At 65.6% G+C, this 25,899-nt stretch carries 10 protein-coding genes (1 of these 10 only partly in view); 8 read left to right on the top strand and 2 right to left on the bottom strand.

Annotated elements, in window-relative coordinates; all coding sequences use genetic code 11:
- Window positions 1–39: 39 nt before the first annotated feature.
- Entirely contained in the window at window positions 40–1,563 is a 1,524-nt protein-coding gene (locus tag ACZ5YA_RS13175) for a tyrosine-type recombinase/integrase (RefSeq protein ID WP_081398509.1), read from the bottom strand.
- Window positions 1,564–1,846: 283 nt separating this feature from the next.
- A complete protein-coding gene (locus ACZ5YA_RS13170; RefSeq protein ID WP_464092659.1) occupies window positions 1,847–2,557 on the bottom strand; it encodes a TetR/AcrR family transcriptional regulator in 711 nt (236 codons plus the stop codon).
- Between the two features lie 310 nt (window positions 2,558–2,867).
- Between ACZ5YA_RS13170 and ACZ5YA_RS13165 the strand changes: the two genes are divergently transcribed.
- The 8 genes from ACZ5YA_RS13165 to ACZ5YA_RS13130 form a co-directional block, all read left to right on the top strand.
- Complete coding sequence (locus tag ACZ5YA_RS13165) at window positions 2,868–4,163, top strand: cytochrome P450 (protein WP_118934709.1); 1,296 nt, start codon at window positions 2,868–2,870, stop codon at window positions 4,161–4,163.
- Window positions 4,164–4,196: 33 nt separating this feature from the next.
- Entirely contained in the window at window positions 4,197–5,162 is a 966-nt protein-coding gene (locus ACZ5YA_RS13160; RefSeq protein WP_118934707.1) for a PDR/VanB family oxidoreductase, read from the top strand.
- Between the two features lie 117 nt (window positions 5,163–5,279).
- Window positions 5,280–6,695, top strand: coding sequence for an aldehyde dehydrogenase family protein (locus ACZ5YA_RS13155; protein WP_464092658.1), 1,416 nt, complete (start codon window positions 5,280–5,282; stop codon window positions 6,693–6,695).
- A gap of 107 nt (window positions 6,696–6,802) precedes the next feature.
- Window positions 6,803–7,639 (top strand): SDR family oxidoreductase, encoded by an 837-nt coding sequence (locus tag ACZ5YA_RS13150; RefSeq protein WP_251881173.1) that lies wholly within the window; start codon window positions 6,803–6,805, stop codon window positions 7,637–7,639.
- Window positions 7,640–8,080: 441 nt separating this feature from the next.
- On the top strand, window positions 8,081–8,851 hold the full coding sequence (locus ACZ5YA_RS13145) for a SapC family protein (protein ID WP_059380151.1): 771 nt from the start codon (window positions 8,081–8,083) through the stop codon (window positions 8,849–8,851).
- A gap of 16 nt (window positions 8,852–8,867) precedes the next feature.
- Window positions 8,868–9,737 (top strand): hypothetical protein, encoded by an 870-nt coding sequence (locus ACZ5YA_RS13140; protein WP_280015480.1) that lies wholly within the window; start codon window positions 8,868–8,870, stop codon window positions 9,735–9,737.
- A complete protein-coding gene (locus tag ACZ5YA_RS13135; protein WP_464092657.1) occupies window positions 9,730–11,442 on the top strand; it encodes a TolC family protein in 1,713 nt (570 codons plus the stop codon). The genes ACZ5YA_RS13140 and ACZ5YA_RS13135 overlap by 8 nt, the downstream gene beginning before the upstream one ends.
- Window positions 11,443–11,589: 147 nt before the next feature.
- Window positions 11,590–25,899, top strand: the start of a protein-coding gene (locus ACZ5YA_RS13130; protein WP_464092656.1) for a DUF4347 domain-containing protein. It continues 17,457 nt past the right edge of the window; only the first 14,310 of its 31,767 coding nucleotides appear in the window; the start codon lies at window positions 11,590–11,592; its stop codon lies beyond the right edge, outside the window.

Below are 25,899 nucleotides of genomic sequence, written 5' to 3'. Positions count from 1 at the left end.
GCGTCCAACAGCCGAAGACCGAACGGTCTTCGGCTTTTTTTACGCCGCGAGTAGTTGCTTGGCGGTCAGCCGCTTTTGAAGCTCGGCCGGCGCCACGGCTCCCGACAGCAGTCTTCCCAAATAGTCGCCGAGCTTCGCCCATGCTGCTTGCTTCTCGTCGGCGTAGTCGTAGAGCTGGTAGTGCCGCCTGACACGGTTCTTGCCCGTGTGAATGACGTGATTTTGGCAGCGGTCGATGATGTTTGGATCGATGCCCAGTGATTCCATGATGGTCGACCCCGTTCGCCGTAAATCATGAGGCGTCCAATTGCCGTTATGGCCTTTGCCGAGCACCAGGGAGTTGTCCGAAGCGCGGCGTGCTTTGGGCTGTCCGTTGAACATGGCTTGCCGATCTTTGATTTGCTTAGTAAAGGCCTGCTTGTACATCGGTTGGTCTACCCCCGCGTCATCATTGTCGCGCGAAGGTAGGAGCCAGCGGGATGATCCTGCCAGGCTGACAAGGGTCTCGAAATGCTTGACTGCGAAGGGTGACAGAAAGACCAGGTGGTCCCGCTTCTGTGATTTTCTGCCCTTGACGTTCGCCTTGGGAATGAACCACGTACCTTCTCGGAGATCGAGATGCGTAATTTCGGTTAGGTGCAGTTCCCCTATCCGGCATAGCGTGCTCAAACAGATCCAGGAAACTGCCTGCAACGCCTTGGATGGAGGCTTCCTCTTTCGCTTGTCATCCGAAGCGAGATACTGCTCCTCCAACTCGCGGTATCGAGTCTGGAGCTCGACAATCTCAATAGGCGGGAGAACGCGTTCGCGCGCGTTATCCGGGTCGTAATCGTCCGCCAGGAGCACCCCGAGCTCAACCAGCTCAACCGGATTTCCTTCCGAAAGCAGCTTTCGCCATGGTTGGCGCTTTTCTGCCCAATGGAACATCTGGCCCAGTATTTGGTAGGTCACCTCGGCAAGCCGATTGCAACCGCGGCCGACAATCGAGCGGATCACTCGCTCAATGTCCTTCTCGCGAATTGATCGCACGGGAGTATCACCGATCAAGGGAAGCACGTCCTTTTCAACGATGCGCTTCACCTCGGTGTTGCCATCTGCTCGCTTCACTCCCGATTCTAGCCAGCTTTTATACATCTCTTGGAACGACAGGGCGTCGGTCGTGGCCTCTTCTTCAGCGGCGGTTACAGCGGCAGATTCAGCTGCCATAGCTTCCCGCATTTGGGCTTTTTCCAAGTCGCGGACGGCTGACGGATTGCGGCCCGCCTTAATGTCCGCCCGCGCTTTGTTCCTGGCGGAGCGGATCTCGTCGAGTGTGCGCTCCGGCCATGAGCCGCAGTAGAATCTCTTTACCTTGTCGCCCATGCGATAGGCGTATCGCCACACCACGGCCATCGTGCCGCGCTGAATGCGGATTTCCCCAGTCAGGCCGTCCCCATCGGCCAGGTGATCACCGACCCATTCCGCCGGTACCGCTTCCAGTTCTTTGACGGTCCACCGCGCACCTTTTCCGCGTTTTGGGTATCTCGTCATATTTCCTCGAATCTCTCCATTCTTCTGCCTCATGCGCCATATGGGACAACATATGGGACAACATTTTCGCGGCTGTCAGCGTACATTAGCGAACGTCGATGAACAAGGAAATTTGTATAAAGCCTTATGAATCAGTTGGTTATTCGTTCGCTGACGTTCGCCGACGTTCGCGCGTTTCTAATTTGGGAGCAGAGGGTCGTGAGTTCGAATCCCACCGCCCCGACCAATAAAGAAAGGCCGTCAACGACATGTCGCTGACGGCCTTTTTGCTGCTGGCGCAGGCGTGCGGCCGGGCTGCCGCACGAAGCGGCCGTCTTCAGGCCAAGCGCAGTATCCGCCGCATCCTTTCCGTCAATTGCTGCTTGATTGCATCGTCCGCGAGGTGCAGCGGCCCCGGGTCCGTCAGCATCATGACGCTGAGCGTTCCCGACAGCATCTGCATGGCGATCTGGATATCCAATTCGACATCCTCGCCTGCCCGGACCGGCATTTTTCGCGCCAGAGCGGGTATGAACAGGGCACTCATATGGCGATTCAGGGCGACCAGCGGACTCGATTCCCGGCGGTCCATCGAAAAAACCTTTAGCAGAGCCTGGAAGATTCCCCGGTTTTGGCGGCAGCCGCGGACGTAGTAATCGACTAGGGCCGCGACCATATCGGAGGCGGTGCCTTCGGTCCAGACGGCGTCCTGCCAGACCAGGTTGTCGGCTTCCGCCTGGGTTTCCGCGACCGCGGCGTCCAGGACTGCCGCAAGAAAGGTTTCCTTGTCTTGGAAGTGGCCATAGAACGCGCCGATGGATGTGCCCGCCAGACGTATTACGTCATTGATCAGCACCAGGTCCAGGTTCGCATGTCGTTCTATCAACTCTCTGCCAGCGCGAATCATCTTGGCCAGCGACTCCTCGCTGCGCAATTGCTGGGGAGGGCGGGGAGCGGCTGGTGATTTCGGAGCCGCGCGGGGAGCCTTTCGCTCCCCGGAGGCGCGTGTCGTCTTGGTAATTGCTTTCTGTGATCGAGAGGTGGCCATGGCAACATCTATCCAACCTGAAGTGCAACATTATGCAGTAGCAGGCGATATCTCTCTTAACAATCAAGCGAGGCCACTGCTCTCTCTTATGGCGGACGCCGTTTGCCGAAGGCGCGGCGGTAACGAGCGCTTTGCCTGGCGCTGAGCGGGCCTAGGGAAACCCCGCATTGAAGAGGGGCCGGCGCCTCTCAATAATAGAATCAGAATTTGAATTCTGATTTATTGAGTGGTTTATGCCTATTGGACGATCGCAGCCGTCCAGTAATGCATCGCCCCTCGAATCGACCCTTCCACCTTCCCGCCCCACATCATGAACCATACCGATTTCGATCTGCCCGGCCATGTCTCGAAAGTCCTGGTTGATGCTCAGGTCTATGCCGACATTGATGAACTGCATGCCACTTACACATGGGCGCGTGCCAACAACCCGTTGGGGCGAGCGATCAACGACGGCTTCGATCCTTTCTGGGTCGTCACCAAGCATGCGGACGTGTCCGCGATATCGCGCGACACCCAGACTTTCCGCAATGGCGACTACGCCATTATCTGTTCCCCCAAGGCGACGATTCAGCAGCTCGTGGCCGTAAGCGGGAGCCACAACGGCGGCATCAGGTCGCTGGTGCATGTCGACGGCGAGGAGCACAAGGGGCTGCGATCACTGACGCAGGCGTGGTTCATGCCGAACAGCATACTCAAGCTGGATGAGCGGATCCGCGACCTGGCCGCCCGTACCGTCGACAAGCTTGCCGCCGCCGACGGCGAGGTCATCGATTTCGCCACGGAGATTGCGCTGCATTATCCGCTGCACGTCATCATGGACATCCTGGGCGTGCCGCCCGAGGACGAAAGCAGGATGCTGCTGTTGACGCAGGAGCTGTTCGGCAGCGAAGACCCCGAACTCAAACGTGCGGGGCAGGCGCGCGCCAGCGATCCCGAGGCGCTGGCCAAGTACACGCTGGCCATCGTGGCCGACTTCCGCGCGTACTTCGAAAAGGTCACGGCCGACCGGCGTGCGAATCCGCGCAATGATGTGGCGACGCTGCTTGCCAATGCGGTCATAGACGGCGTCCCCATCAGCGAGGACAGCCGATTGGGCTACTACGTGATCATCGCCACGGCAGGGCACGACACGACCTCGTCGTCGACCGCGGTTGCCATGTGGGCGCTCGGCCAGTATCCGGAGCTTTTGCCCAGGCTCCAAGCCAATCCTGGCCTGATCCCGCAGTTCATTGACGAAGCGGTGCGCATGGCGTCCCCGGTGCGGCATTTCATGCGTACCGCCGTGGCAGACACCGAAATCCGCGGCCGCCAGATTCGCAAGGGCGACTGGTTGATGCTGTGCTACGGCTCGGCCAATCGTGACGAGGAAGCCTTCGAGAATCCCTTTGCTTTCGACATTGACCGCAAGCCGAATCGGCACCTGGCCTTCGGGCTGGGAACGCATATCTGTCTGGGGCAACACCTGGCAAAGATGGAGATGCGCCTGCTGTTCGAAGAGATGATTCCGCGCTTGCAGCGTGTAGAGCTGGCAGGCGAGATGACCATGAGCGCCTCGCGTTTCGTCGGCGGCCCCAAGCATCTACCTGTTCGATGCTTCATGAACTAGCGGTTCTTCCCCTCATTCCGTAGAGCATTAGCGATGCAATCTCAAGTAACGAGTTCAGTGCGCGTTACGCACCGGCGGCAGGAAGCCGACGACATCATCAGTCTGGAACTGGAAGCTCTGGACGGCGGCAACCTGCCGCCTTTCGAGGCAGGAGCCCACATAGATGTACACATCGCTCCTGGCATTGTGCGGCAGTATTCGCTGTGCAACGCGCCGTCGGAACGGCACCGCTACGTCATCGGCATCCTGCGGGATCCCCAGTCGCGGGGCGGTTCGGTTGCGATCCACGAAACCCTGCAACCGGGGGCCATCGTTGTGATCGGCATGCCGCGCAACCACTTCCCGCTCAAGCCGCAGGCCCCGAGCATCCTGCTCGCGGGAGGCATAGGCATTACGCCCATGCTGTGCATGGCGGAAACCCTGCATGCGGCGGGGACGGAATTTTCCTTGCACTATTGCGTTCGCAATCAATCGAAAGCGGCCTTTCTTGACCGCATCGCCCAGTCCGCCTTCAGCGCAAACGTCATCTTCCACTATGACGACCAGCCCGATGAGCAGAGATTGCGTCCGGATGAACTGTTTTCCCAAACGGGCGCAACGCAAGAGATCTACGTCTGCGGTCCCGCCGGCTTCATCGAATGGGTCTGCCGGGCGGCGGATGGGGCTGGCATCGCGAAGCATCGGGTGCGGTATGAGCACTTCGGCGCCAAGGCCGTGGATGTCTCGCAGGACACCGCCTTCGACGTAAAGCTCGCCGGTTCCGGCCAGTTGTTCCATGTGCCCGCGGACCAATCAGTGGCGTCCGTGCTGCTTGCTGCGGGTGTCGACATCTATACCTCCTGCGGCGAGGGCTCCTGCGGTTCTTGCGTCATGCGGCTGGTGGAAGGGGTGGCGGACCATCGCGACGTATTCCTTACGGACGAAGAGCATGCAAGCGGCGACCAGTTCACCCCGTGTTGCTCGCGCGCCAAGTCGCCGCTGCTTGTGCTTGATCTCTGATTGTTCGTCACGGCGCTCGGTAGCGAGCGCCGTCAGCCAACGCGCGGCCGATGGACGTTTTGCCAGGCCCGCAACATTGAGGTCCGAATCACCATGGGAAATCCCATTGAATTCAGCATGACCATAGATGGCAAGGCCGTAGATGCGTCAAGGCGCATCGAGGTGCTCGATCCGGCCACGGAGCAGGTCGTGGCTCGCGCGCCCGACGCCGCGCCGCGGCAGTTGGACGAAGCCGTGGCCAGCGCGCGGCGCGCGGCGCCCGCCTGGGCCGGACTGCCATTGGAAGAACGGCGAAAGTTGATCGCCCGGGTGGGTGAAGTCATCGTGTCCAATCAGGAAACGTTGGCGCAGTTGTTGACGCGGGAGCAAGGCAAACCGCTTGCGGCCGCGCGCCAGGAGGTGATGGCCGCCGCATTCTGGTGCACGGCGACGGCTGGGTTGGATTTTCCCGCCGACGTAAGCACCGAGTCGCCCGAAGAGTTGGTCAGGGTGCTGCGCGTGCCGCTAGGGGTGGTCGGCGGCATCGTGCCCTGGAATTTCCCGCTGGTGTTGGCCATCTGGAAGATCGCGCCCGCCTTGCTCACGGGCAATACCATGGTGCTGAAGCCTTCGCCGTTTACACCGCTGGCGACATTGAAGCTGGGCGAGTTGCTGCGCGACGTGTTGCCGCCGGGCGTGCTGAATGTCATCAGCGGGTCCGACGCGCTGGGTCCGCTGATGTCAGAGCATCCGGGCATCGACAAGATCAGCTTCACCGGATCGACCCAAACCGGTCGCGCCGTGATGGCTAGCGCAGCAGGCAACCTGAAGCGGCTGACACTTGAGCTCGGCGGAAACGACGCGGCCATCGTCATGGCCGATGCCGATATCGACGCGATTGCGCCCCTTATCTTCTGGGGGGCATTCGCCAACAGCGCGCAGTACTGCCTTGCCATCAAGCGCTTGTACATCCACGAAGATGTTTACGACCGGATGGCGCAGGCGCTGGCGAGGCTGGCGCGTGAAACCCGGCTCGGGGCCGGCAACGTCGAGGGCGTCCAGCTCGGTCCCGTGCAGAATCGCCGTCAGTTCGAGCGGCTGAAGCGTTTGCTTGAGGACACGCGCAGCCAGGGTTGCCGCTTTCTGGCCGGCGGAGAAGTCCCCGAAGGGAAGGGCTATTTCTTTCCAATCACCTTGGTGGACAACCCGCCAGATACGGCGCGCGTGGTGCGCGAGGAACCTTTCGGTCCGATCCTGCCGCTGCTCAGTTTCCGCGACGAGGAAGAAGTGATTGCGCGGGCCAACGACAGCGAGTATGGCTTGGGCGGGTCGGTGTGGGGGAGCGATCACGCGGCCGCGACCAGGGTCGCACTGCGATTGAACACCGGCACTGTCTGGGTCAATCAGATCCACACTCTCAAGCCCTCCAAGCCCATGGCCGGGCACAAGCAATCGGGTATAGGCATCGAGAACGGGGTCGATGGTTTGCTGGAGTACACGGTGCCCATGACGGTGTCGGTGAAGCGGCCGCATCGAACGCAGGGCGGCTCCTGACGCGTCATTGCACCGATAGACCGATACGACGGCAAGGTACGCACATGGCAGCCATGCGGCTCTGCGCAAGCGGCTTGCCTACATCGAGGCATACAAGGAAAAACACCATGAACGACTACATCTCAGGCAAGACCATCGTCATTACCGGCGCAGGCGGAGGCTTCGGCCGTTTGGTCGCGCAGAAGGCCGCTGCGCGCGGTGCGTTGGTGACGTGTGGCGACGTCAATGCGGCGGCGGCCAAGGAAACCGTCGCGGGCATTATTGCGGCCGGGGGGCGGGCGCAGGCCTTAGCCGCCGATGTCCGCATTCTGGATGACCTGAAGCGCCTCGTCGCGGCCAGCGTGCACGAATACGGTTCGATCGACGTGATGCTCAATAACGCAGGCATCATGCCGCTGGCTTTTGTCGCCGATCACGCGCTTGCCTACGATGCCTGGATGCGCTGCATCGATATCAATATGAAGGGTGTGTTCAACGGCATGATCGCCGCCCACGACGCCATGATGTCCCAGGGACGCGGTCACTTCGTCAACATCTCGTCCATCTACGGGAATTTTCCCGTGGTGGGCGCGGCGATCTATGGGGCCACCAAGGCGGCAGTCAACTTCATGTCGGAAGCCGTGAGAATGGAGGCGCGCGGAAAGATCAAGGTGACGACGATCAAACCCACGGGCGTGCCCAGCACCGGACTGGGCGGCTCCGTGGTCAACCACGCTGCCGCCGTTGGCATAGTCGGGAACAACATGGAGCAATTCACGGCGATGATAAAGGGCCTGCAGGATGGGTCCTTGCCGCCCCATTCCCGCGATCCGGAGAGCATATCGCACATGCCGCTGGAGCCTGAATCGATCGCCGACGCGGTCCTGCTGGCCATCGATCAACCCTGGGGCGTTTCGGTCAGCGACATGACGGTGCGCGCTTCGGCGGATTGCTTCGTGCTTTGATGGAAACGGCGTTTGCCGGCCAGCAACGGCCGGCCTGCCAAGCAGCCATCTGACAGTGCGGCCAGGAACCTGGCCGCGAAGATTGAACCAAGGCCCGCCCTGACCCGGCGGGCTTTTTCTTGCGAAGCCATCCGAGGGCAACTTCGAGATGCGCACCGCCTGGCAGCTATCGGTCCGCCGCGAAGACTTCGCATTAATGCGAAATACATCAATTTATTGCGATGTTATCAGTTGTAACCCAGAAAATTCCCTTTCGCCATAAGAAGATATACCTAGTTTCAGGTATAGACGAAGAGTTTCAATCCTCGTCTAATGCTTGCAGTCAATAGACAAAATGATGCATTGACTTGAGCGAAAAAGCCGGCATATCAGCAACAGTGTGTGCAAGCTTTACATGATGCTCGGGTCCGTAACTGGAAAAAGGCAAGGAGGGCTAGAGGCATGTCAGCGACTGTGTTTTATGAACGGGCTGTGGCGCTGGATCGGGCAGCGCACCAGGACACCAAGATCCAGATTCAGCCGGATCATTACGCATTTGCGCAGGACACGAATGCTCTGCCCATCGCCGCCAGCGAATTCGCCGATGCCGGCCGCCACTATCCGATCGTGTTCGTGGGCGACGACGCTGGCAACTTCCACGTGGCCGTGCTGCTGGGCCTGGAAGACAAGTCCAATCTGTTCGTGACCGAGCTGGGCACCTGGAAGGCCGATACCTACGTTCCCGCCTTTGCCCGCCGCTATCCCTTCGTGCTGGGCACCACGGCCGAGGCCGACCGGTTGGCCGTGTGCATCGACGAGTCCTATCCCGGCGTCAATGCCGCGGAGGGCGTGGCCTTGTTCGAGGACGGCAAGGAAACCGGCTACCTGACGCAGATGATGGAATTCCTGCGCGTGTTCCAGGGCGAAATGGAACTGACCAAGAACATGGCCCAGCGCCTGAACGAGCTGGGCTTGCTCACGGCCAAGACGATCACGATTTCGCAGGCCGACGGCGACCGCTATCTGAGCGGCTTCTGGGTCGTGGACGAGCAGAAGTTCGCCGGCATCGACGATGCCCGCGTGCTCGAACTGCATCGCGCCGGCATTCTGCGCCTGATCGAACTGCATCGCGCGTCGCTGGGCAACGTCCAGCGCCTGGCCATGCAGCTGGACGAGCAGCGCCGCCTGAAGGCGCTGCAGCAGGACGCCGCGCCCGCCGAGTCCGCGGCCTGATTCCCGCCGCAGGGCCATGCTGACCGCAACCTTGACTCCCGCGATCGGCCAGGCCCCCAGCCAAGCCGGCACCGAACCCGAGATCCATATCCCCCTGCACACGCTGCGGGGGGAGCAACGGATCTGGGCAGACCGTTTGCTGTCGGTCTTCAAGAACCGGCAGATCGACGGGGTCGAATGGTCGATGAAGTTCTCGGCCGCAGGCCTGGTCGGCAACCGCTTCATGCTGGGCATACAGCGCGAAAACTGGCGTCAGCTGGATTTGGCCACCTTGTCGCGCGCGCTTGCCATGCCGCAGGCGCTATGGATGCGGGTGGCGCAGGACATGGAGCATGCGCGCGCCATGTTCTTCGCCTATGAACCCGATGGCGCGGCCGGCACGTACCGCGTCTATCTGGAGTTCATGCCCACGCCGGAGGCGCTGCGCCAGCATGGCGTGCTGCCCCTGGGCTGCGGCTACAAATGGCACCCGGCGACGCAGCGCGAGGCGGCGGTGACGGCTTACCGCATGCGCCATCTGCAAGACCGCGCGGCGTTCGATGCGCACCTGGAGCCTTATCTGGCCCGGCTCGGCAACCCGGTGTTGCGGCAGGTTGCGCAGCGCATCGTGGCGCAGGCTTGCGGGCAGGCCGATCCGGCCGGCTTCATGTTCCTGGAAGTGGACGAGGCCGACACCCGGCGCGATTCGTTCACGGTGACTTTTCGTGGGGCCGAGCTGCCGTTGCGGGCGTTCATCCCCGATCTTCTGCGTCTGGCCGCCAGTCTCGCTTTGGCGGAAAGCGATGTTCTTGGTTTCCTGTTGCCCGACGAACCCCGCAGCCTCTATAGCCTGGCTGCGGGCGCAGCGCGGGACGGGCACGAGTTCCTGACTGTCTACTATGACTGACTACAACAAGCTTCACTTTCCTCCGGCGTTCGCGCGCAAGGGCATGCTGGCGGCGGCGGTTATGGCCGCATTGAACGTGGCGGGCTGCGCCTCGTCCGGCCAGGGGACGCCGGCCACGTCCGTGTCGGCCTCCTCCGCGCCGGCCGCCTCCGCGCCGGCCGCTGCCGCGACGGCGCCGCAAACCGAAAGCGGCCCGCTCAAGCTGGGGCAGTCCACTCCCCAGGAGGATTCCGGCTTCGGCAAGACCACGCCCAGCGCCCAGATGGACGACGTGGCCCCCGCGCCCGCGCCGCGCTTTGATGAGAACACCGTGTTTCCGGCGCCAGCGTCCTATCTGGCGCAAGACATGCCGGCGTACAACGGCGCACAGCTGCCGGACCAGAGCGATCCGATGACGCTGGACCAGGTCTACATGATGGCGCTGCAGAACGATCCGCAGATGCAAGGCGCTTACCAGGAACTGCAGGCCGTGGGCTATGGCGTGATCTCCGCGCGCGCGGGCCTGCTGCCCAGCGTGAGCGGCGAAATGAATCGCAGCCGCGTCCGCCAGAACGTGGTCGACAGCGAAAACACCGTCTACCAGACCGGCCGCGCCAACTGGGCCGAGAACGGCTGGGCGCTGACCCTGAACCAACCGATCTTCGAACTGGGCGCGTATCACAAGTGGCGCCAGTCGCAGGAGGCCGAGCGCAAGGAAGTGGCCAGCTACGCCTACGCGCAGCAAGACCTGATGCTGCGCACGGCAACCGCCTATCTCAGCGTGCTGGCGGCGCAGGATCAGATCGAGCTGACCGAGGCCGAGCGCCGCACCACGCGGAAGCAGCAGGAACTGGTGCAGGCGCGCTTTCACAGCGGCCAGGAAACCCGCGTGGGCCTGAGCGAAGTGCAGGCGCGCTTTCACAGCGGCCAGGAAACCCGCGTGGGCCTGAGCGAAGTGCAGGCGCGCCTGGATATCCAGGACGCCAATACGCTGCTGGCAAAGAACGACTACCTGGACAAGCAACAGGCTGTGCAGGAGATCGTCGGCTACGGCAACCTGAAGCTGCGTCCGGTGCGCAAGGACCTGCCCATGACGCTGCCCGTGCCCAACGATCCCCAGGCCTGGCTGCGCACCGCGCTGGACCAGAACTGGTCGATCCGCGCGGCTTCGGCCGGCGTGGCGGTGGCGGAAAAGGAAGTGTCGGTGCAGAAGGCGGGTTACTACCCCAGCGTCAATCTGCGCGCCTCCACCGGCCGCAACGAGACGGGCGGCAGCCTGTTCGGCGGCGGCAGCACGGTGGCCGATACCCGCTTCACGGTGAACCTGTCGGTGCCGATCTTCCAGGGCGGCTACACCTACGGCATGAGTCACGCGGCGGCCAGCCGCCTGAGCGCGGCCTCGTCCGACCTGAGCCTGACACGGCGCAAGGTGCAGCGCCAGGTGTTCTCGTCGTTCCAGAACATCGTGATCGGCATGGACCGGATCAAGGCGCTGAACAGCTCGGTGGAGTCGTTCGAACTGGCCTTGAAGCTCAAGGAAGAGGGCTTCCAGGCAGGGCTGAACGACATCGTCAGCGTGTTGGACGCGACGCGCAACCTGTACAACGCCAAGCGCCAGCAGGCCGAGGCTGGATACAACTTTTTGCTGGATGGCCTGAAGCTCAAGCAGGCCGCCGGCACGCTGAACGCGGCGGACATCGCGGCGATCAGCCAGCAGATGCTGTAGGACCGGAGGGGGCCTGCGCCACGACGCGCAGGCCGGGCAGTACGCAGGCAAGACCACAGCGGAGCTATCCGGCGATCAGCCGGATGGCTCGGAATCGTTTAAATCAGGGCGTTTCCAGCGCCCGCACAAGAAATGTCGAGCGACGATATGAGCATGAAGAAACTGGCGCGCAAACTCTGGACCGGCCGTTCCTCCCGCGAGGTGCAGCAGTCCCTGTTCCGCAGGCGGCCGCTCTTCGAGGCGCTGGAGCGCCGTTATCTCATGTCGGCCGAACTGCTGGTGCCGCCGCCGCCGCCCGCAAGCGATCAGGCTCCCGTGGTGGCGCCCGCCGATCCCGCCGCCGGCGCTCAAGGCAAGAAACCCAGCGCGCCCGGCTCGCATCCGTACCTGGTGGAACGGGCGGCCTTCAAGGCCGTCACGCAGCACAGCGAGATGCTGACGCTGGAGCAGTACGCCAAGGCCAACGCCACGCGCCAGGGCGACGCCAAGGCCTGGCTGCCCGGGCAGGAAGCCAGCCAGCCCAAGCCGGCCGCCAACATCCCCGGCTACACCACAAACTCCGAACAGACGCCGGTGCGCCAGATCATCTTCGTGGATCCGGCGGTGGACAATGCCGAGCAGATCGTCCAGGGCCTGTATGGCTTGATCAGCGGCAAGACCGAAGGCCTGGACGGGTTGGCCAGGCCCACAGGCGACGGCCCGCAATTGCAGGTGCTGCGCAGCCACGACACCGAGATCATCGTGCTGGACGGCCGCTACGACGGCGTGGACCAGATTACGCAGGTGCTGGGCCAGCACCAGGACCTGGCGGCGGTGCAGATCATGAGCCACGGCAGCGTGGGATCCCTGAAGCTGGGCACGGCCACCCTGGGTTCGGGCCAGCTGGATGCCTACAAGGACCAGCTGCGCGCCTGGGGCGACGCCATGTCGGAAGACGGCGACATCCTGCTCTATGGCTGCAACGTGGCGGCCGGCCGCGGCGGCATCGCCTTCGTCGATAGCCTCGCGGCGATTACGCGCGCCGACGTGGCGGCGGCCACCCATACCGTGGGCAGCGCCGCGCTGGGCGGCGACTGGGTGCTGGACTACCGTCACGGCGCGATCGAGGCCGGCACGGTGACGGTCGCCAGCTGGAACGGCGTGATGGCCAGCGCCACCGGCCTGCAAAGCGGCGGTTCGACCCTGCAGGGCGTGGCGGTCAATGATCATTTGATCGGCTACGGCAGCAATAACACATTCGTGTTCGACAACAATTCGACCGCGGCGGTGACGACGATCGAAGTGCGCCAGGGCATGAAGCTGGATAACGGCGTCTGGGTGCGCAACGAGGACGACGACAACAGCAACAACACGCTGGATTTCTCGGGCATCCGCGGCAACGTCACGGCCATAATCAGCAACAACGACGCTTATCAGATCACGTACTCGACGGTGGACGCCGGCAACAACTGGACCCAGCGCGTCGTCAACGTGGTGTTCAAGTCCGCCGACGGCTCGCAAAACCTGAAGATCGGCGACAAGACCTTCAACCTGATCGGCACGGCGCAAAGCGGCAAGACCATACTGGACTACAGCGGCTACGCCACCGGCGTGACGGTGGACCTGTCCGGCCCCACGGCGGACGCCAATGGCGAAGAGATTCCGCCGCCGCCGCCGACCGGGTTCGGCTATGTGCGGGCGATCAGCGGCGTCAAGGGTTCCACGCAGGGCGGCAACAGGATCACGGTGGTGGGCGACACCACGGTCACGATCAACAGCTCGCAAGACATCATCAAGGGCAGCGGCGGCGGCAACACCTACATCGCCGCCGCCGGCACCCTCGGTTTCAACCTGACCCAGCAGGCCGGCCAGAGCGGCAACACACTGGACCTTTCCCAATTCGGCGCAGACGTCACGGCCCGCGTGCAGACCGGCGGGGGCATCAGCGTCTACATGGGCGCGGGCGTGGCGGCCGACGGCAGCGTCAACGGCCTGGCGGCCGCGCTGGTCAGCAATCTCGACGTGCAGATGTTCTTCGGCGTGGCGGGCAGGACCACGCTGGATTACTCGGCCTATGAAGACAACGTCACCGTCAACCTGAACTTCCAGGACGGCAATACCGGCCTTTACGATGCCAGCGGCTTGGGCGGAGTGCTGAACATCAGCAACGTCATCGGCGCGGGCGGCGATTATGGCAACGACATCGTCGGCAGCCTGGGCGACAACATCATCACCGTGGCCAATAGCCGCGGACAGAACCGCATCAGTGGCGGCGGCGGCAACGATCTGGTGATCGGCAACCTGGCCGCGGGCGGCGCAACCGAATACATCGCGGGCGTGGAAAGCAACGCCTCGCTTAGTGGCGACAAGACCTCGGCCACGTTGACGAACACGCCTCTGGGCGCGGGCGCCGCAAGCACGGTGACCCTGCGCGGCGTGAACGCCGTGACCTTGCAGGACTATCGCACCATCGACGCCGCCGCTGCGGCGGGCAGCGCCTATCACGCCGCCACCAGCGTCACGCTGGACGGCACGAATTACCGCGGCGACCTGACCTTGATCGGCAGCGCGGGCGCCAACGTCCTGCTGGGCGGCCTGGGCCACAATACCTTTACCGGCTACCAGGGCGCGAACCAGCTGTGGGCGCAGGCGGGTGCGCAGAGCAACACGCTGGACGAAAACGGCCAGTGGAATTTCACGCTCACCAACAATCAGCTGTCGGCGAGCTACGCCTCCGACGGCACTCCCCTGGGCGCCGGGGTGCCGGTCCCGACCCTGAGCAACACGCTGAACGGCGCTTTCAGCGACGCGCGCCTGAACGGCGGCCTGGGTTCCACCCTGATCGACGCCTCGGCCTTCAGCGGCAACACGGTGCTGGTCAGCGGGCTCATGGCGGGCGGCGTGATCCGCGCGGGCTCGGGCGACAACACCCGGCACCAGATCATGCTGCTGGGAGGCCGCTACAACCTCTATGGCGGCACGGGCGCCAATGCGGCCACCGAACTGGTGGTGGCGGCCGACGGCCTGACCGGCACGGACGGCGCAGGCTACCAGTCGCAGATGGCGGCCAGCGGCGGCGTGGGCTATGTGTCATTCCAGCAGACGGGCGCCACGGGCTGGATCCAGCGCACGGCCAACGAGACCCAGGCCACCGCTTCCACCTATGCCGGCATCTCCAGCGTGCGCGTGATCAGCGGCGAGTATGGCAACTGGATCGATACCTCTCGCTTTGCCGGGACGGCGGTGCTGGACGGCATCGCCGGCCTGTCCAACTATTTCATCATCAGCAATGCCTATGCCACCCAGGTGATCGGGTCCGCCGGGTCGAACACGATAGAGCTGTCCACGGGCGGCAAGAGCGTGGCGCTGGACAACAGCCAGGTGAAGATTGGTTCGGGCGGGGCGCAGATCAGCAGCGTCCACACCAACGTCAAGGACTTCCGCTTCGTGGTGGAGGGCAGCAGCGCCAATACCGTGGATACCACGGCCTACACGGGCGTGACCACGCGGACCTATCTGTCGGATTTGACCTCGGGCTACACGCCGGCGGAAGGGCCTGCGCTGGCGTTCTTGTTTCCCAATCACGGCAATGCGCGGGTCGACGTCGGCCTGGAAGGCGTGCGCACCATCCAGGATCTGCTGGACGCCATTGGCGCCGGCATCATGGTCAACGCGGCGGGCGAGCCGCTGCGCATTGCGGTCGGCGGCCCCAATGCCGGCAAGCTGATTCCGGCCAGCGACAGCACCACGCCCTGGGATTATCTCTATGCGTTGACGGCGAGCCTGGACGCGCAGGGCCGCCTGCAGATCCGGTACAGCCAGGACGCGATCGCGGCGGGCTATTCCGGCGCGTTCTCGCTGGCGCCCGGCATGCAGGCGGCGCTGAACGCCGACGGCACGGTGTCGAACTCCACGGTCAGCCTGTCGGATGCGGCCTATAAACTCGGCCTGATCGCGGCCGGACAGGTGCAAAGCAGCTCTGATGGCGCGGGCGTGCTGACCGGCGCGGCGCTGGCGATCGGCCATCAGACGCAGTTCGTGCTGGCAGGGTCCAACTCGACGATCCGCTCCGGCAGCGGCGACAACACCTTCGTCGTGAATTACGGCCAGGGCGGGCTGAACACCGGTGCAGGCAACAGCATCGCCGCGCAGGCCGGCGCGCGCAACAGCCTGGTGGTCAACACCAGCGTCGGCGCAGTGCTGTCGAATACCAACGTCCACTTCGTCAGCGGCGGCTCGGCCGCAAGCCAGGTGGCGCTCAACGGCGGCGTGTTCGCGGACGCCACCGTCATCTCCACCAGCTCCACCGGCGCGACCACGCTGGATGCCAGCGCCTGGACCCAGGCCGTCACCCTGGGCAGCAGCGGTGGTTACGACACGCTCAAGGGCAACACCAACAACGTTTCCTTCATGGTGACGCAACCGGCGGACACCGCCGGCGGCACCGTGACCGTAACGCTGGCGTCCAATAGCGGCAGCGGCAACAGCCTGCAGGTGATGGCGCTGGGCGGCAGCGCCGCCTTGTCCAACCTGATCTCCACCACCGGCACGATCGCCGGCGTGACGCTGGGCGCGAATACGAACAAGCTGGACTATGTGCTGGACATCGGCAGCGGCGCACTCGATCAGGCGTTGACGGTCAGCGGCCGCAACGTGATCATCCGCGGCCAGTCGTATTCGGTGCTGCACAACATCACGCTGGATGCGGGCTACGCCCTGCGTCTGGAAGGCGAGAAGATCACCGTCGGCGCCACGAGCGGCGCCAACATCGTGCTGGCCGCGGGAGCGGTCGAGCTGGCGGCGCAGCGCTACCGTCCGTGGCGTAGCGCGGTGGCCCAGATCTACAAGCTGGACGCCGCCATCACGATCAACAACGCGACCCTGTGGGCCAAGGACACGGGCGGATCCGGCGTCAGCCTGAGCAGCAAGATCGACAGCAAGGACTACGACCTGGATCCGCTGATCAAGAACGGCGCGAACCAGGGCGGCGTGCTGGGCACGCTGGCGGGCGGCGTGAACTCGGCCTTCGACGCCTTGATGAAGTTCCTGGACGGCGCCGGCGCCATGGCGGCCTGGGCCGGCATCGAATACAACTCGTCGATCAAGGTCGGCGCGCAGGCGCGCCTGGTGTCCAATGGCGACGTGACCATCACGTCCACGACATCGGCCACGGTCAAGCTGAGCCCGCTGGTCGCCAAGATTGCCGGCATCGCCGTGGGCGTGCTGCAGAACAAGTCCACTATCGACGTGCAGGGCACGGTGATCGCGTCCCGCTCGATCACGATCAAGTCCGACCTCACCAACGAGATGGAGATCGCGTTGCTGCCGGGCCAAATAGGCGCGGTTCCGGCGGTGATAGGCGTGGGCGTGGCGGTGGTGATCAGCGAATCCAGCGTGCACATAGGCACGGGCGCGAGGCTGGAAACGGGGCTGCTGCATACCGCCAATCCGGATACCGGCACCGTCAGCGGCGTGGGCGGCGACGTCACGATCCAGGCGCTGACCAGCCACAAGAGCACGATTTCGATATCGGCCGCGGGCGCCATGGCCGAAAGCGACGACACCAAGCCGGTGACCGGGGCCGACGGCAAGATCGATCCGTCCAAGGAGACGGGCAAGTACAAGGCTGGCTACGCCAAGGTCGGCGTGGCGGTGGGATTCGCGTACAACCAGCTGACCACCGAGGCCTATATGGACGGCACGGTGGTGACGCGCAATGCGGGCAAGGTGACGGTCGAGGCAAAGGCGCAGGACGCCGGCAGCGCCATTGCCGTCAAGACCATCCTGGGCGGCCGCGCGGCCACCGGCAGCGATTTCCTGACGTCGGCGCAGACCGAAGCCAAGAACGCGGCCATCGCCAAGACCGTCAGCCCCATCGTGGGCGGCGCCCTGGGCGGCCTGGGGACGGGCGTTCAGTACGTCAAGAGTTTCTTCAGCGCACTGGTGTCGGAAAGCCGGGGCGGCAAGTTCGGCGCCAAGATCAAGGAAATCAAGCAAGAGAAGGATTTCGAGGATCGCGCCAAGTACGATTCGGACATCCAGAAGGAAATCGACAATCCCTCCACCGAGTTCCAGGTGGGCGCGGCGCTGGGCATGGCGATGAACAACATCACCACGACCGCCCGCATCGGCAACGGCGTGGTGGCGGCCACGGTCAACACCGCGGGCGGCGACGTCACCGTCAAGGCACAGACGCAATACAACACCCGGCTCACCATCATGAGCGGGGTGGACGATCAGGCGATTGCGGACAAGCAGGCGTTCCTGAACAAGAAGAACAACCTGACGACCAATCAGCCCGAGCGCGCGCCCGGACCGGACGGTTCCGATTTTGGCGCGGCGGCGGCCGTGGTCATTGGCATCGACGACGTTGCGACGCGAGCGACCGTCAGCCAGCTGGCCGCGATCAACACCCAGGGCGGCGACGTGGCGGTTACCGCCAGCACCCTGAACCAGATCGACCCGATGAAGCTGTGGCTGGTCAATCTGTACGCGCCCTTCGACGGCATCAACGCCAAGTGGAATGACGCCGACGGCACCAAGGCCAAGGCCGAGGTTGCCGGCAAGGCGGCCGCGTCCTTCCTCAACAATCTGCAGGCCACGCTGACCAGCACGGGCGGCATCTCGTCCAGCTTCAGCAGCTGGGCCAGCGCCACGGCCAAGAGCAAGAAACTGGCCCTGTCGGGCGCATTCACGGTGCTGGTGCAGGACACCAAGACGCAGGCGCAGGTGGCGGGCAAGATCAATACGACCTTGTCCGGCGGCACGGCGGGCGATGTGACCGTCCAGGCGGAGAACTCCTCGCAGCGCCTGAACCTGGTGGGCAACATCATCCTGCCGTCGATTTCCCTGGGCGGCGCCAAGTCGCTCCAGCAGGCCGCGCCGCGCGGCGCGGCCGAGAGCCGCTACAGCTATGGCAAGGACCGGGTAAAGGGATTCCTGACACCGAAATTCCAGGGCTTCGACTACGGCAGCAGCTCCAAGGAAGGCTCGGCCATCGGCGTGTCGGTGTACGTGAACGCGGCCAAGCACGATACGCGCGCCCTGGTCAGCGACACCGCCGAGATCAACTCGGGCAAGCTGACGGTCGATGCGGACAATGAACTGATCTCGGTCACGCTGGGCGCATCGGGCGGCCAGGCCAAGAGCCTGGCGCTCAACGGCGTGGTGCTGGTCAACTCCACCAGCGCGACCACCCTGGCCCAGGTCGGCCGGGGCGCGCGGATCGCGGCCGCGGGCGCGGCGGACATCCAGGCGACGGACGCGACCTGGGTCGGCACGGTGGCGGGCGCCGCCGCCGGATCGCAGGCGGTGGGCGTGGGCATGAGCGTGTCCATCAATGACGTCAACCGCTGGACGCAGGCGCTGATCGGCGACACGCTGCGCGTGGCCGATGGCGCACCCACCGGCTTGCCGGTAGGCTCGTTCTCAGCCGCTTCCTTGACGATCCGCGCAGAGAACAAGGGCTTCGTCGGCAATCTGGCCGTGGCGGGTTCGCGCGTGTCCAGCCCGGTGGCGGGCGCGGGCGGCGGCACCGGCGCGGGCGCCGGCGGCACGGGCGGCGCGGGAGGCACGGGCACCAGCATCGATGACATCAAGCTGCCCACCGGCCAGGGCGACGCGGCTCCGGGGGCGAACGATCCCGCGCCTGCGCCGGCCACGAGCCTGGGCTCCAAGCTGGAAGGCCTGAGCGGCCAAGCCACGCAACTGACCCAGGACGCGGGCGCGGCGCCAGGCAGTCCGGCGCCGGCAGGCGGCGCCAGCCAGCAGTCCAAGGCGGGCGTGGCGATTTCCGGCGCGGTGGCCGTGAACATGGTCAATGACTTCGCGCAGGGCTACATCAACGCGGCCGGCATGAATATCACGATCGGCGGCGACGCCAAGATCGAGGCGTTGAACGGCACCCACAGCCTGGCGCTGTCGGGCTCGGCCGCGCTGGCGCAATCGGATACGGCCAAGTCGAATGTGGCCGTGGCGGGCGCCTACAGCATGAACATGATGGGCGGCGAGGCGCGCGCCCAGGTGCTGGCCGTGGGCGAGCTGGTGGTGGCTGCGGATCTTGCGCTGGCGGCGCGGCGCACCGGCGTGGCCGTGACCATCGCCGCCGGCATGGCCGGCGCCAAGGGGCAGAAGGGCGTGGCGGTGGCCGGTTCGGCCGCCGTCGGCGTGGCGGACTACGCCAACATTGCCTTGCTGGGCAATGCGGCCAAGGTGAGCGCGCGCGACGTGACGCTGGAGGCCCGCGACCTGAGCGTGCTGGCCACCGTGGCGGGCGCGGTCGCCAGTTCCGACGGCAAGGCGGGGGTGGGCGCGGCGGTCGCGGTCAATGTCAGCAGCAGCAAGGTCGAGGCGGGCATCCGCCAGGTGACCGAGCTGCTGTACACGGGCCGTGTCGACGTGTCGGCGGAATCCACCCAGGTCGCGGTGGGCTTCGCGGGCGCGCTGGGCGCGGCGCGCGATGGGACGGGCGCGGGCGGATCGGTATCCGTCAATGTCATGTCCAACCGCATCGAAAGCTATCTGGTCAACAGCAAGATCGTCTACAACGGCGCCGCCAGCGGCAGCCACGACGTAACTGTGCGGGCGCAGGACAAGACCACGCTGGTTGCGGTGACCGGCGCCGCGGGCGTAGGCAAGAAGGCGGGCGTGGGCATCGCCGTCAGCTACAACGAGATCGGCAACGCCGTCATGGCCGGCATCCAGGGTTCGACCGTGGATACCGGCGGGCATGGCGCGGTCAAGGTCAGCGCCAAAGATACCTCGTCCCTGGGCGGCGGAGCGGTCGGCGTGGGCGTGGGCATGGGCGAGGCGAAGTTCGCAGGCGCCGGCTCGGTGCAGGTCAACCGCGTCGGCTCCGCGGTGGCGGCCTATGTGCTGCCCAGCCGCGACGGCAACGGCGCGGTCACGGCGCGCAGCCGCATCGACGCCTCGTCGCTGACGGTCGAGGCGATAGAGAACAATACGCTGGTCGCGGTGACGGGCGGCGTCGCGGTTACGGCGGGCGGTTCGGTGGCCGTGGGCGCGTCGGTCAGCGTCAACGAATTCAGCTCGCGCACCAGCGCGCTGATCGAGTACGCGGATGTGGACGTTAGCGGCAAGGTGGACGTGTCGGCGCATTCGTCGCCGCTGCTGGTGTCGGTGGGGGCGGCGGGCGCGCTGTCCAAGAAGTTCGCGCTGGCCGGCGCGGTCAATGTCAACATGATGCGCGCGGCCACCGAGGCCCGCATCAGCGACAGCACCGTCAAGGCGGGCAGCCGGGCAGGCTTCACGGGCGACGCCGTGCGCGTCAATGCCTCGGACGCCTCGGCGCTCTATGCCATTACGGTGGCGGGCGCGATCGCGACCCAGGGCGCGGCGGTAGGACTGGCCGTGGCCGTCAACATCATGGGCGGCAACACGGCTTTCGACCGCAATCTGCTGGCCTTCGACAACACCACGCTGGCCGATTCGGGCGCGGCCGTCACCACGGTGGGCGTGGCCGACAACGGCGGCGCCGCCGCCAATCCCAAGGTCGCGGCTGCCATCCTGCGCAGCGACGTGCATGCGGTGCAGGGCAACGTCAACGTATTTGCCGGCCTGGTGGACCCGATGGCCGCGGGCGGCAATGCCCAGCTCAACGGCGGCAGCCAGTTGCCGGTGGGCGACGGCGACATCCGCGTGGACCAGGGCGGCAGCACGCTGACCTTCACGGGCGATGCGGCAGCCGTCATCAACGGCGCCAAGGACGACAGCGGCAACGCCGGCATGCCGGCGCAAACCGGCGCCGCGGGCGGCGAGTTTTCAGGCTGGCAGACCGGCGACGGCGTCTACCTGAGCTCGGGCGCGGGCAACATCACGCTGGCCGACGGCTCCGCCCTGCGCAACGACCGCGTGTATTACGTGATCCGGCGCGCGGCCCCCGACGGCCAGGCCATCATCCAGCTGGCGGATACCCAGGAAGACGCGCTGCGCGGCAAGGCGCTGCAATTCGGCAGCGTCGCCAACCTGGCGGCCATCGGCTTTGCGCACGTGCGCATGCAGGAGGCCACCAGCGTCAACCTGCAGCCCTTCCACGGCGTGGACGCTGGCGTGACGGTGAATGCCGCCACCCATACGCTGACCCTGACGCAGCCGTTCGCGGGCGTGCAGGAGGGCTCGGCCATCGTCTACAGCGGCTCTGTCGGCGGCAACGGCCAGATCGAGGACGTGCTGGCCAACCGCATCCTGGCCCAAGGCAAGGACGTGCTGAAGGTCGGCGTCACCTATTACGTGTTCAACCTGAGCGCCGACCAGCGCTCGTTCCAGCTGCGCGACGGCCAGGGCAATCTGGTCGACTTCAGCGGCGCGGCCGTGGGCGGCGCCTTGCAGCGCTTCAGCGTCAACAATCCCGCAGGCGCAGCCCTGAACCCGGACGGCAGCCTGACGCTGCCCAAGGCCCATGGCCTGGCCACGGGCGACAAGGTGGTCGTCAATCTGGCGGCAAACGGCGTGCTGACTGGCTTGTCCAATGACCACGTCTATGTGGTTGAAGTGGTCAACAGCACCACGCTGCGCTTCAAGGACGTGAACGGCACGCCGGTGGCGCTGGGGACGCTGGGCTACGTGTCGGAGTTCAATGCGGGCACCAAGCGCTACGAGTACTTCCTGGCGGACGCCAACGGCGTCAAGCTGCTGGACGCGCAGAACAAGCCGATCTCGGTCAACCCGGACGCGATGATCGCGTTCACGCAGGTTGCCTTGGTGCGCCAGACTTCGCAGACCTCGACCAGCACGGGCAGCGACGGCACCCAGAACACCAGCATCACCCAGGGTACGCCGACCGATGCGACGCTGTCGGCTTCGTCGGCCCAGAGCCAGGTCATCGGCGAAAACAGCTTCTCCTTCGCCAGCGATGCTGGCCTGGCGACGGGCGACGTGGTCATCTACCGCAGCCAGGGCGCGAACATCGCCGGGCTGGTGGACGGCCAACGCTACTACGTGATCAACGCCTCGCAAGGCGGCGCCTTCCGCTACCAGCTGGCGAGCTCGCTGGACAACGCCCGCGACGGCATCGCCATGAAGCTGGGCGCGGCCACGGGTACGGGTGGCATCAGCCTGCAGAAGGCGGTGGACCGCATTACGTCCGGAGGGCTGATCTCGCTGGATATCGGTACGCTGACGCAAGGCCATGCGCTGAGCAACAGCATGTTGAGCATCACGGTGGCGGGCGCGGGCGGCAAGTCGCTGGGCGGCGCGGGCGCCGTCGGCGTGAATATCTCGCGTTCCGAGGTCAGCGCCATCATCGACAACACGGGGGCGGCGGCGGGACAGAAAGTGCGCGCCGAGGCCGGCGCGGTGTCGGTATCGGCACAGGATGCCAGCCGCATCGTGACGGCCACGGGGGCGCTGGGCATCTCCACTACCCAGGGCGCATCGGCCGCCATTGGCGCATCCGTGAGCGTGGCGGACATGCGCAACGACGTGCGCGCGGCGATCGCGCAAGCGACCGTGGAGGCCCAGGCCGTGCAAGTGCGCGCCGAGGAGCGCGCCAGCATCTACAACGTGTCGGTCGGCCTGGCCGGCGGCGCGGGCGTGGCGGTGAGCGGATCGCTGGCCGTCAACACGATCAAGAACACGGTGCATGCGCAGATCCGCGATTCGTCGGTGACGGCGACCTCGGGCGATATCCGCATCGCCGCGCGCGACGTGGCCAGCATCGCGGCCTTGGCCGGCAATGTGGCGGTCTCCGTGGGCGGCCGCGTGGCCGCCGGCATGGCATTCGCGGTCAACCAGATATTCGACACGGTGTACGCGGGCGCATTGCGTTCGTCCCTGTCCGCCACGGGCGATATCGTGGTGCTGGCCAGTTTTGCCAAGCCCGATGACCTGTCGCCGGGGTTGAACGCGCAGATTTCGGCCATGGCGGTCAGCGGCGCGGTCGCGGCCGGCGGGTCTGGGGCCAATGTGGGCTTTGGTGGATCGGCAGTCCTGAACTGGATCGCCAACAGCATCAAGGCCGAGATCGGCGAGACCGCGGCCGGGCAGGACGTGACGGCGGGCGGCGATATCGTGGTCCGGGCCAGCGATGAATCCACGATCAACAGCCTGGCGGGCGCGGTGGCGCTGGGGCTGGGATCGCAGGGCGCGAGCGTCGCGGTGGGCGCCAGCCTGTCCTATAACTACCTGGGCGGCGCGCCCGCGGGCAACGCGCGCGAACACTCGATCTCGGCGCAGATCCGCGATACGCAGGGCGCCGTGCGCGGCGCGCACGTGCAGGTGGCTTCGCTCTTCAAGGGGCAGATTCATAACGTGACCGTGGCGGGCAGCGTGGCCGTGGGCACGGCGGCGGTGTCGGTGGGCGGCGCGGTGTCGGTGAACCGGCTGAACAGCAAGAACGAGGCCGGCATCCGCAACGCGCGCCTGGTCGAGGCGCTGTCGGCGGGCGGCGCGCCGGGCGTGGCCGTGCAGGCGCGCGACGACGGCTACGTGCTGGCCGTGGCGGGCGGGCTGGGTGTGGCGGTGTCGCCGGGCAGCGGCGCGGGCATTGCGGCCGGCGTGTCGGCCACCCACAACACCGTCAACAACCAGACCCGGGCCTATATCGACGGCAGCAGCGCCAGCAATGGCGGCCTGCGTACGGAGATCGGTTCGGCTAATGGCCTGGCGGTGGACGCGATCAATGACTCGCGCATCGTGTCGGTATCGATTGGCGTGGCGGCGGCGGTCGCGGTGGGGCAGGGCTTTGCAGGCGCGGGCGCCGGCGCGGGCAGCGGCAACACCATAGGCGGGTCGGTGGAAGCCACGTTGAAGAATGTGTCGCCGCTGAACAATGGCTATCTGGACGGCGATGTGCGCGTCAACGCCGAGAACACGGGAACCATCGTGACCGTGGCGGGCGCGCTGGCGGTGGCGGTATCCGCGGGCGGCATGGGCGCCGGCGCCTCGGTGGGCGTATCGGTGGCCATCAGCGAAATCAGCACGACGGTGCGCGCGCGGGTCGACGATTCCATCCTCCGCACGCGCGGCGGCAGCCAGGGCGTGACGGTGTCGGCGTCGGATCGCGCCGCCATCACCGCCATCGCGGTGGGTGGCGCGGTCAGCGTGCAGGCCGGCAGCGCCGGCGTGGCGATCGCGGTCGGCACCAGCGTCGCGGTCAACAAGGTTTTCAACACAGTGCAGGCCGAGATCCGGGGCGGGCGCATCGAGACTGGCGGCGCCAGGCTGTCGGTCAGCGCGATCCAGCAGGCCGACATCCTGTCGGTGGTGCTGGGCGCTTCGGTGGCGGTGTCGGTGGGCGATAGCGCCAACGCCGCCATTGGCGGCGGCGGCGCGCTGGCGCGCAACGTCATATCGGCCAGCGTGAAGGCGGGTATTGCCGATGCCGTCATCGATACGCGGGACGCGGGCGGGGCGCGCGGCGCGCTCGATGTGCGGGCGCTGGGCCTGTCGCAGATCGATGCGGTGGTGTTGGGCATGTCGGCGTCGGTCTCTGTCAGCCATTACGCGGCCGCTTCGGCATCCGTGGGCGTGGCCATGGCCGAGAACGTCATCGGCTACGACGTCAATAGCGCCGGCCAGGTGGTTGCGCTGGGCGCGGGCAGGCCGGTCAACGAGATCGCGGCGTCGATCGACCGCAGCGCCGTCATCGCGGGCGCGGTCACGGTGGATGCGAGCAATGTGAAATTCAAGGCCGACGGCAGCGTCGACCGGCAGCAAAGCATAGACGCCGTGGTGGTGGCGGGCGCGGTGGCGGTGTCGGTGGCCTATGCGCCGCCCATCGTCGACGGCGCCAGCCTGGCGGTCTCGGGCGCCGGCGCCGGCGCCAGGGCGGTCAACAAGATCAAGACCTCCATCACCGCCAGCATTACGGACCAGGGCCAGGCACATGCCTGGGATGCGGGCAGCGTGTCCGTTACGGCGACAGACCAGTCACGCATAGACAGCACGATCGCCGCCGTGGCGATCTCGGTGGCGGTGTCGCTGGGTGCGACCGCGTCGCTGTCGGTGGCCGTATCGCTGGCGCAGAACGAAGTCGCCAACGACACGCTGGCGAAGGTGGATGGCGTGAACTTCACCGGTGCGCCGGTCATAACCGTCAAGGCCGACAGCAAGGCCGACATTCACACCGTGGCGGTGGCGGTGTCGATCGCGGCGGGCGTCAGCCTGGGCGGGGTTTCGCTGGCGGGCGGAGGCGCCGATGCGCGCAACGTGATCGGCTCGTCCGCGGTGGCGATCATGGAAAACTCGCGCGTCAGCGGCAACGGCGCCAACGCGCTGACGATAGACGCCGACATGAGCGGCACCATCAAGGCCACGGTAGTGGTCGCCAGCGTGGCCTTCACGGCCGCGGGCGGCTCGCTGGCCATCGGCGCCTCGCTGGCCGACAACGAGATCACGCAGGCGGCGGGCGCGCGCGCCAGCCTCGCCAATACGCAGGTGTCCAACCTGGGCGCCATCAACGTCACCGCCGATACCGTGCAGACGCTGGAAGCGGTGGTGGTGGCGGGCGCGGTGGGCATC

The sequence above is a fragment of the Achromobacter sp. JCM 18799 genome, assembly GCF_055395645.1.
Note: the sequence above shows the minus strand (reverse complement) of the source record. Positions and strands in the feature narration are given on the sequence as shown.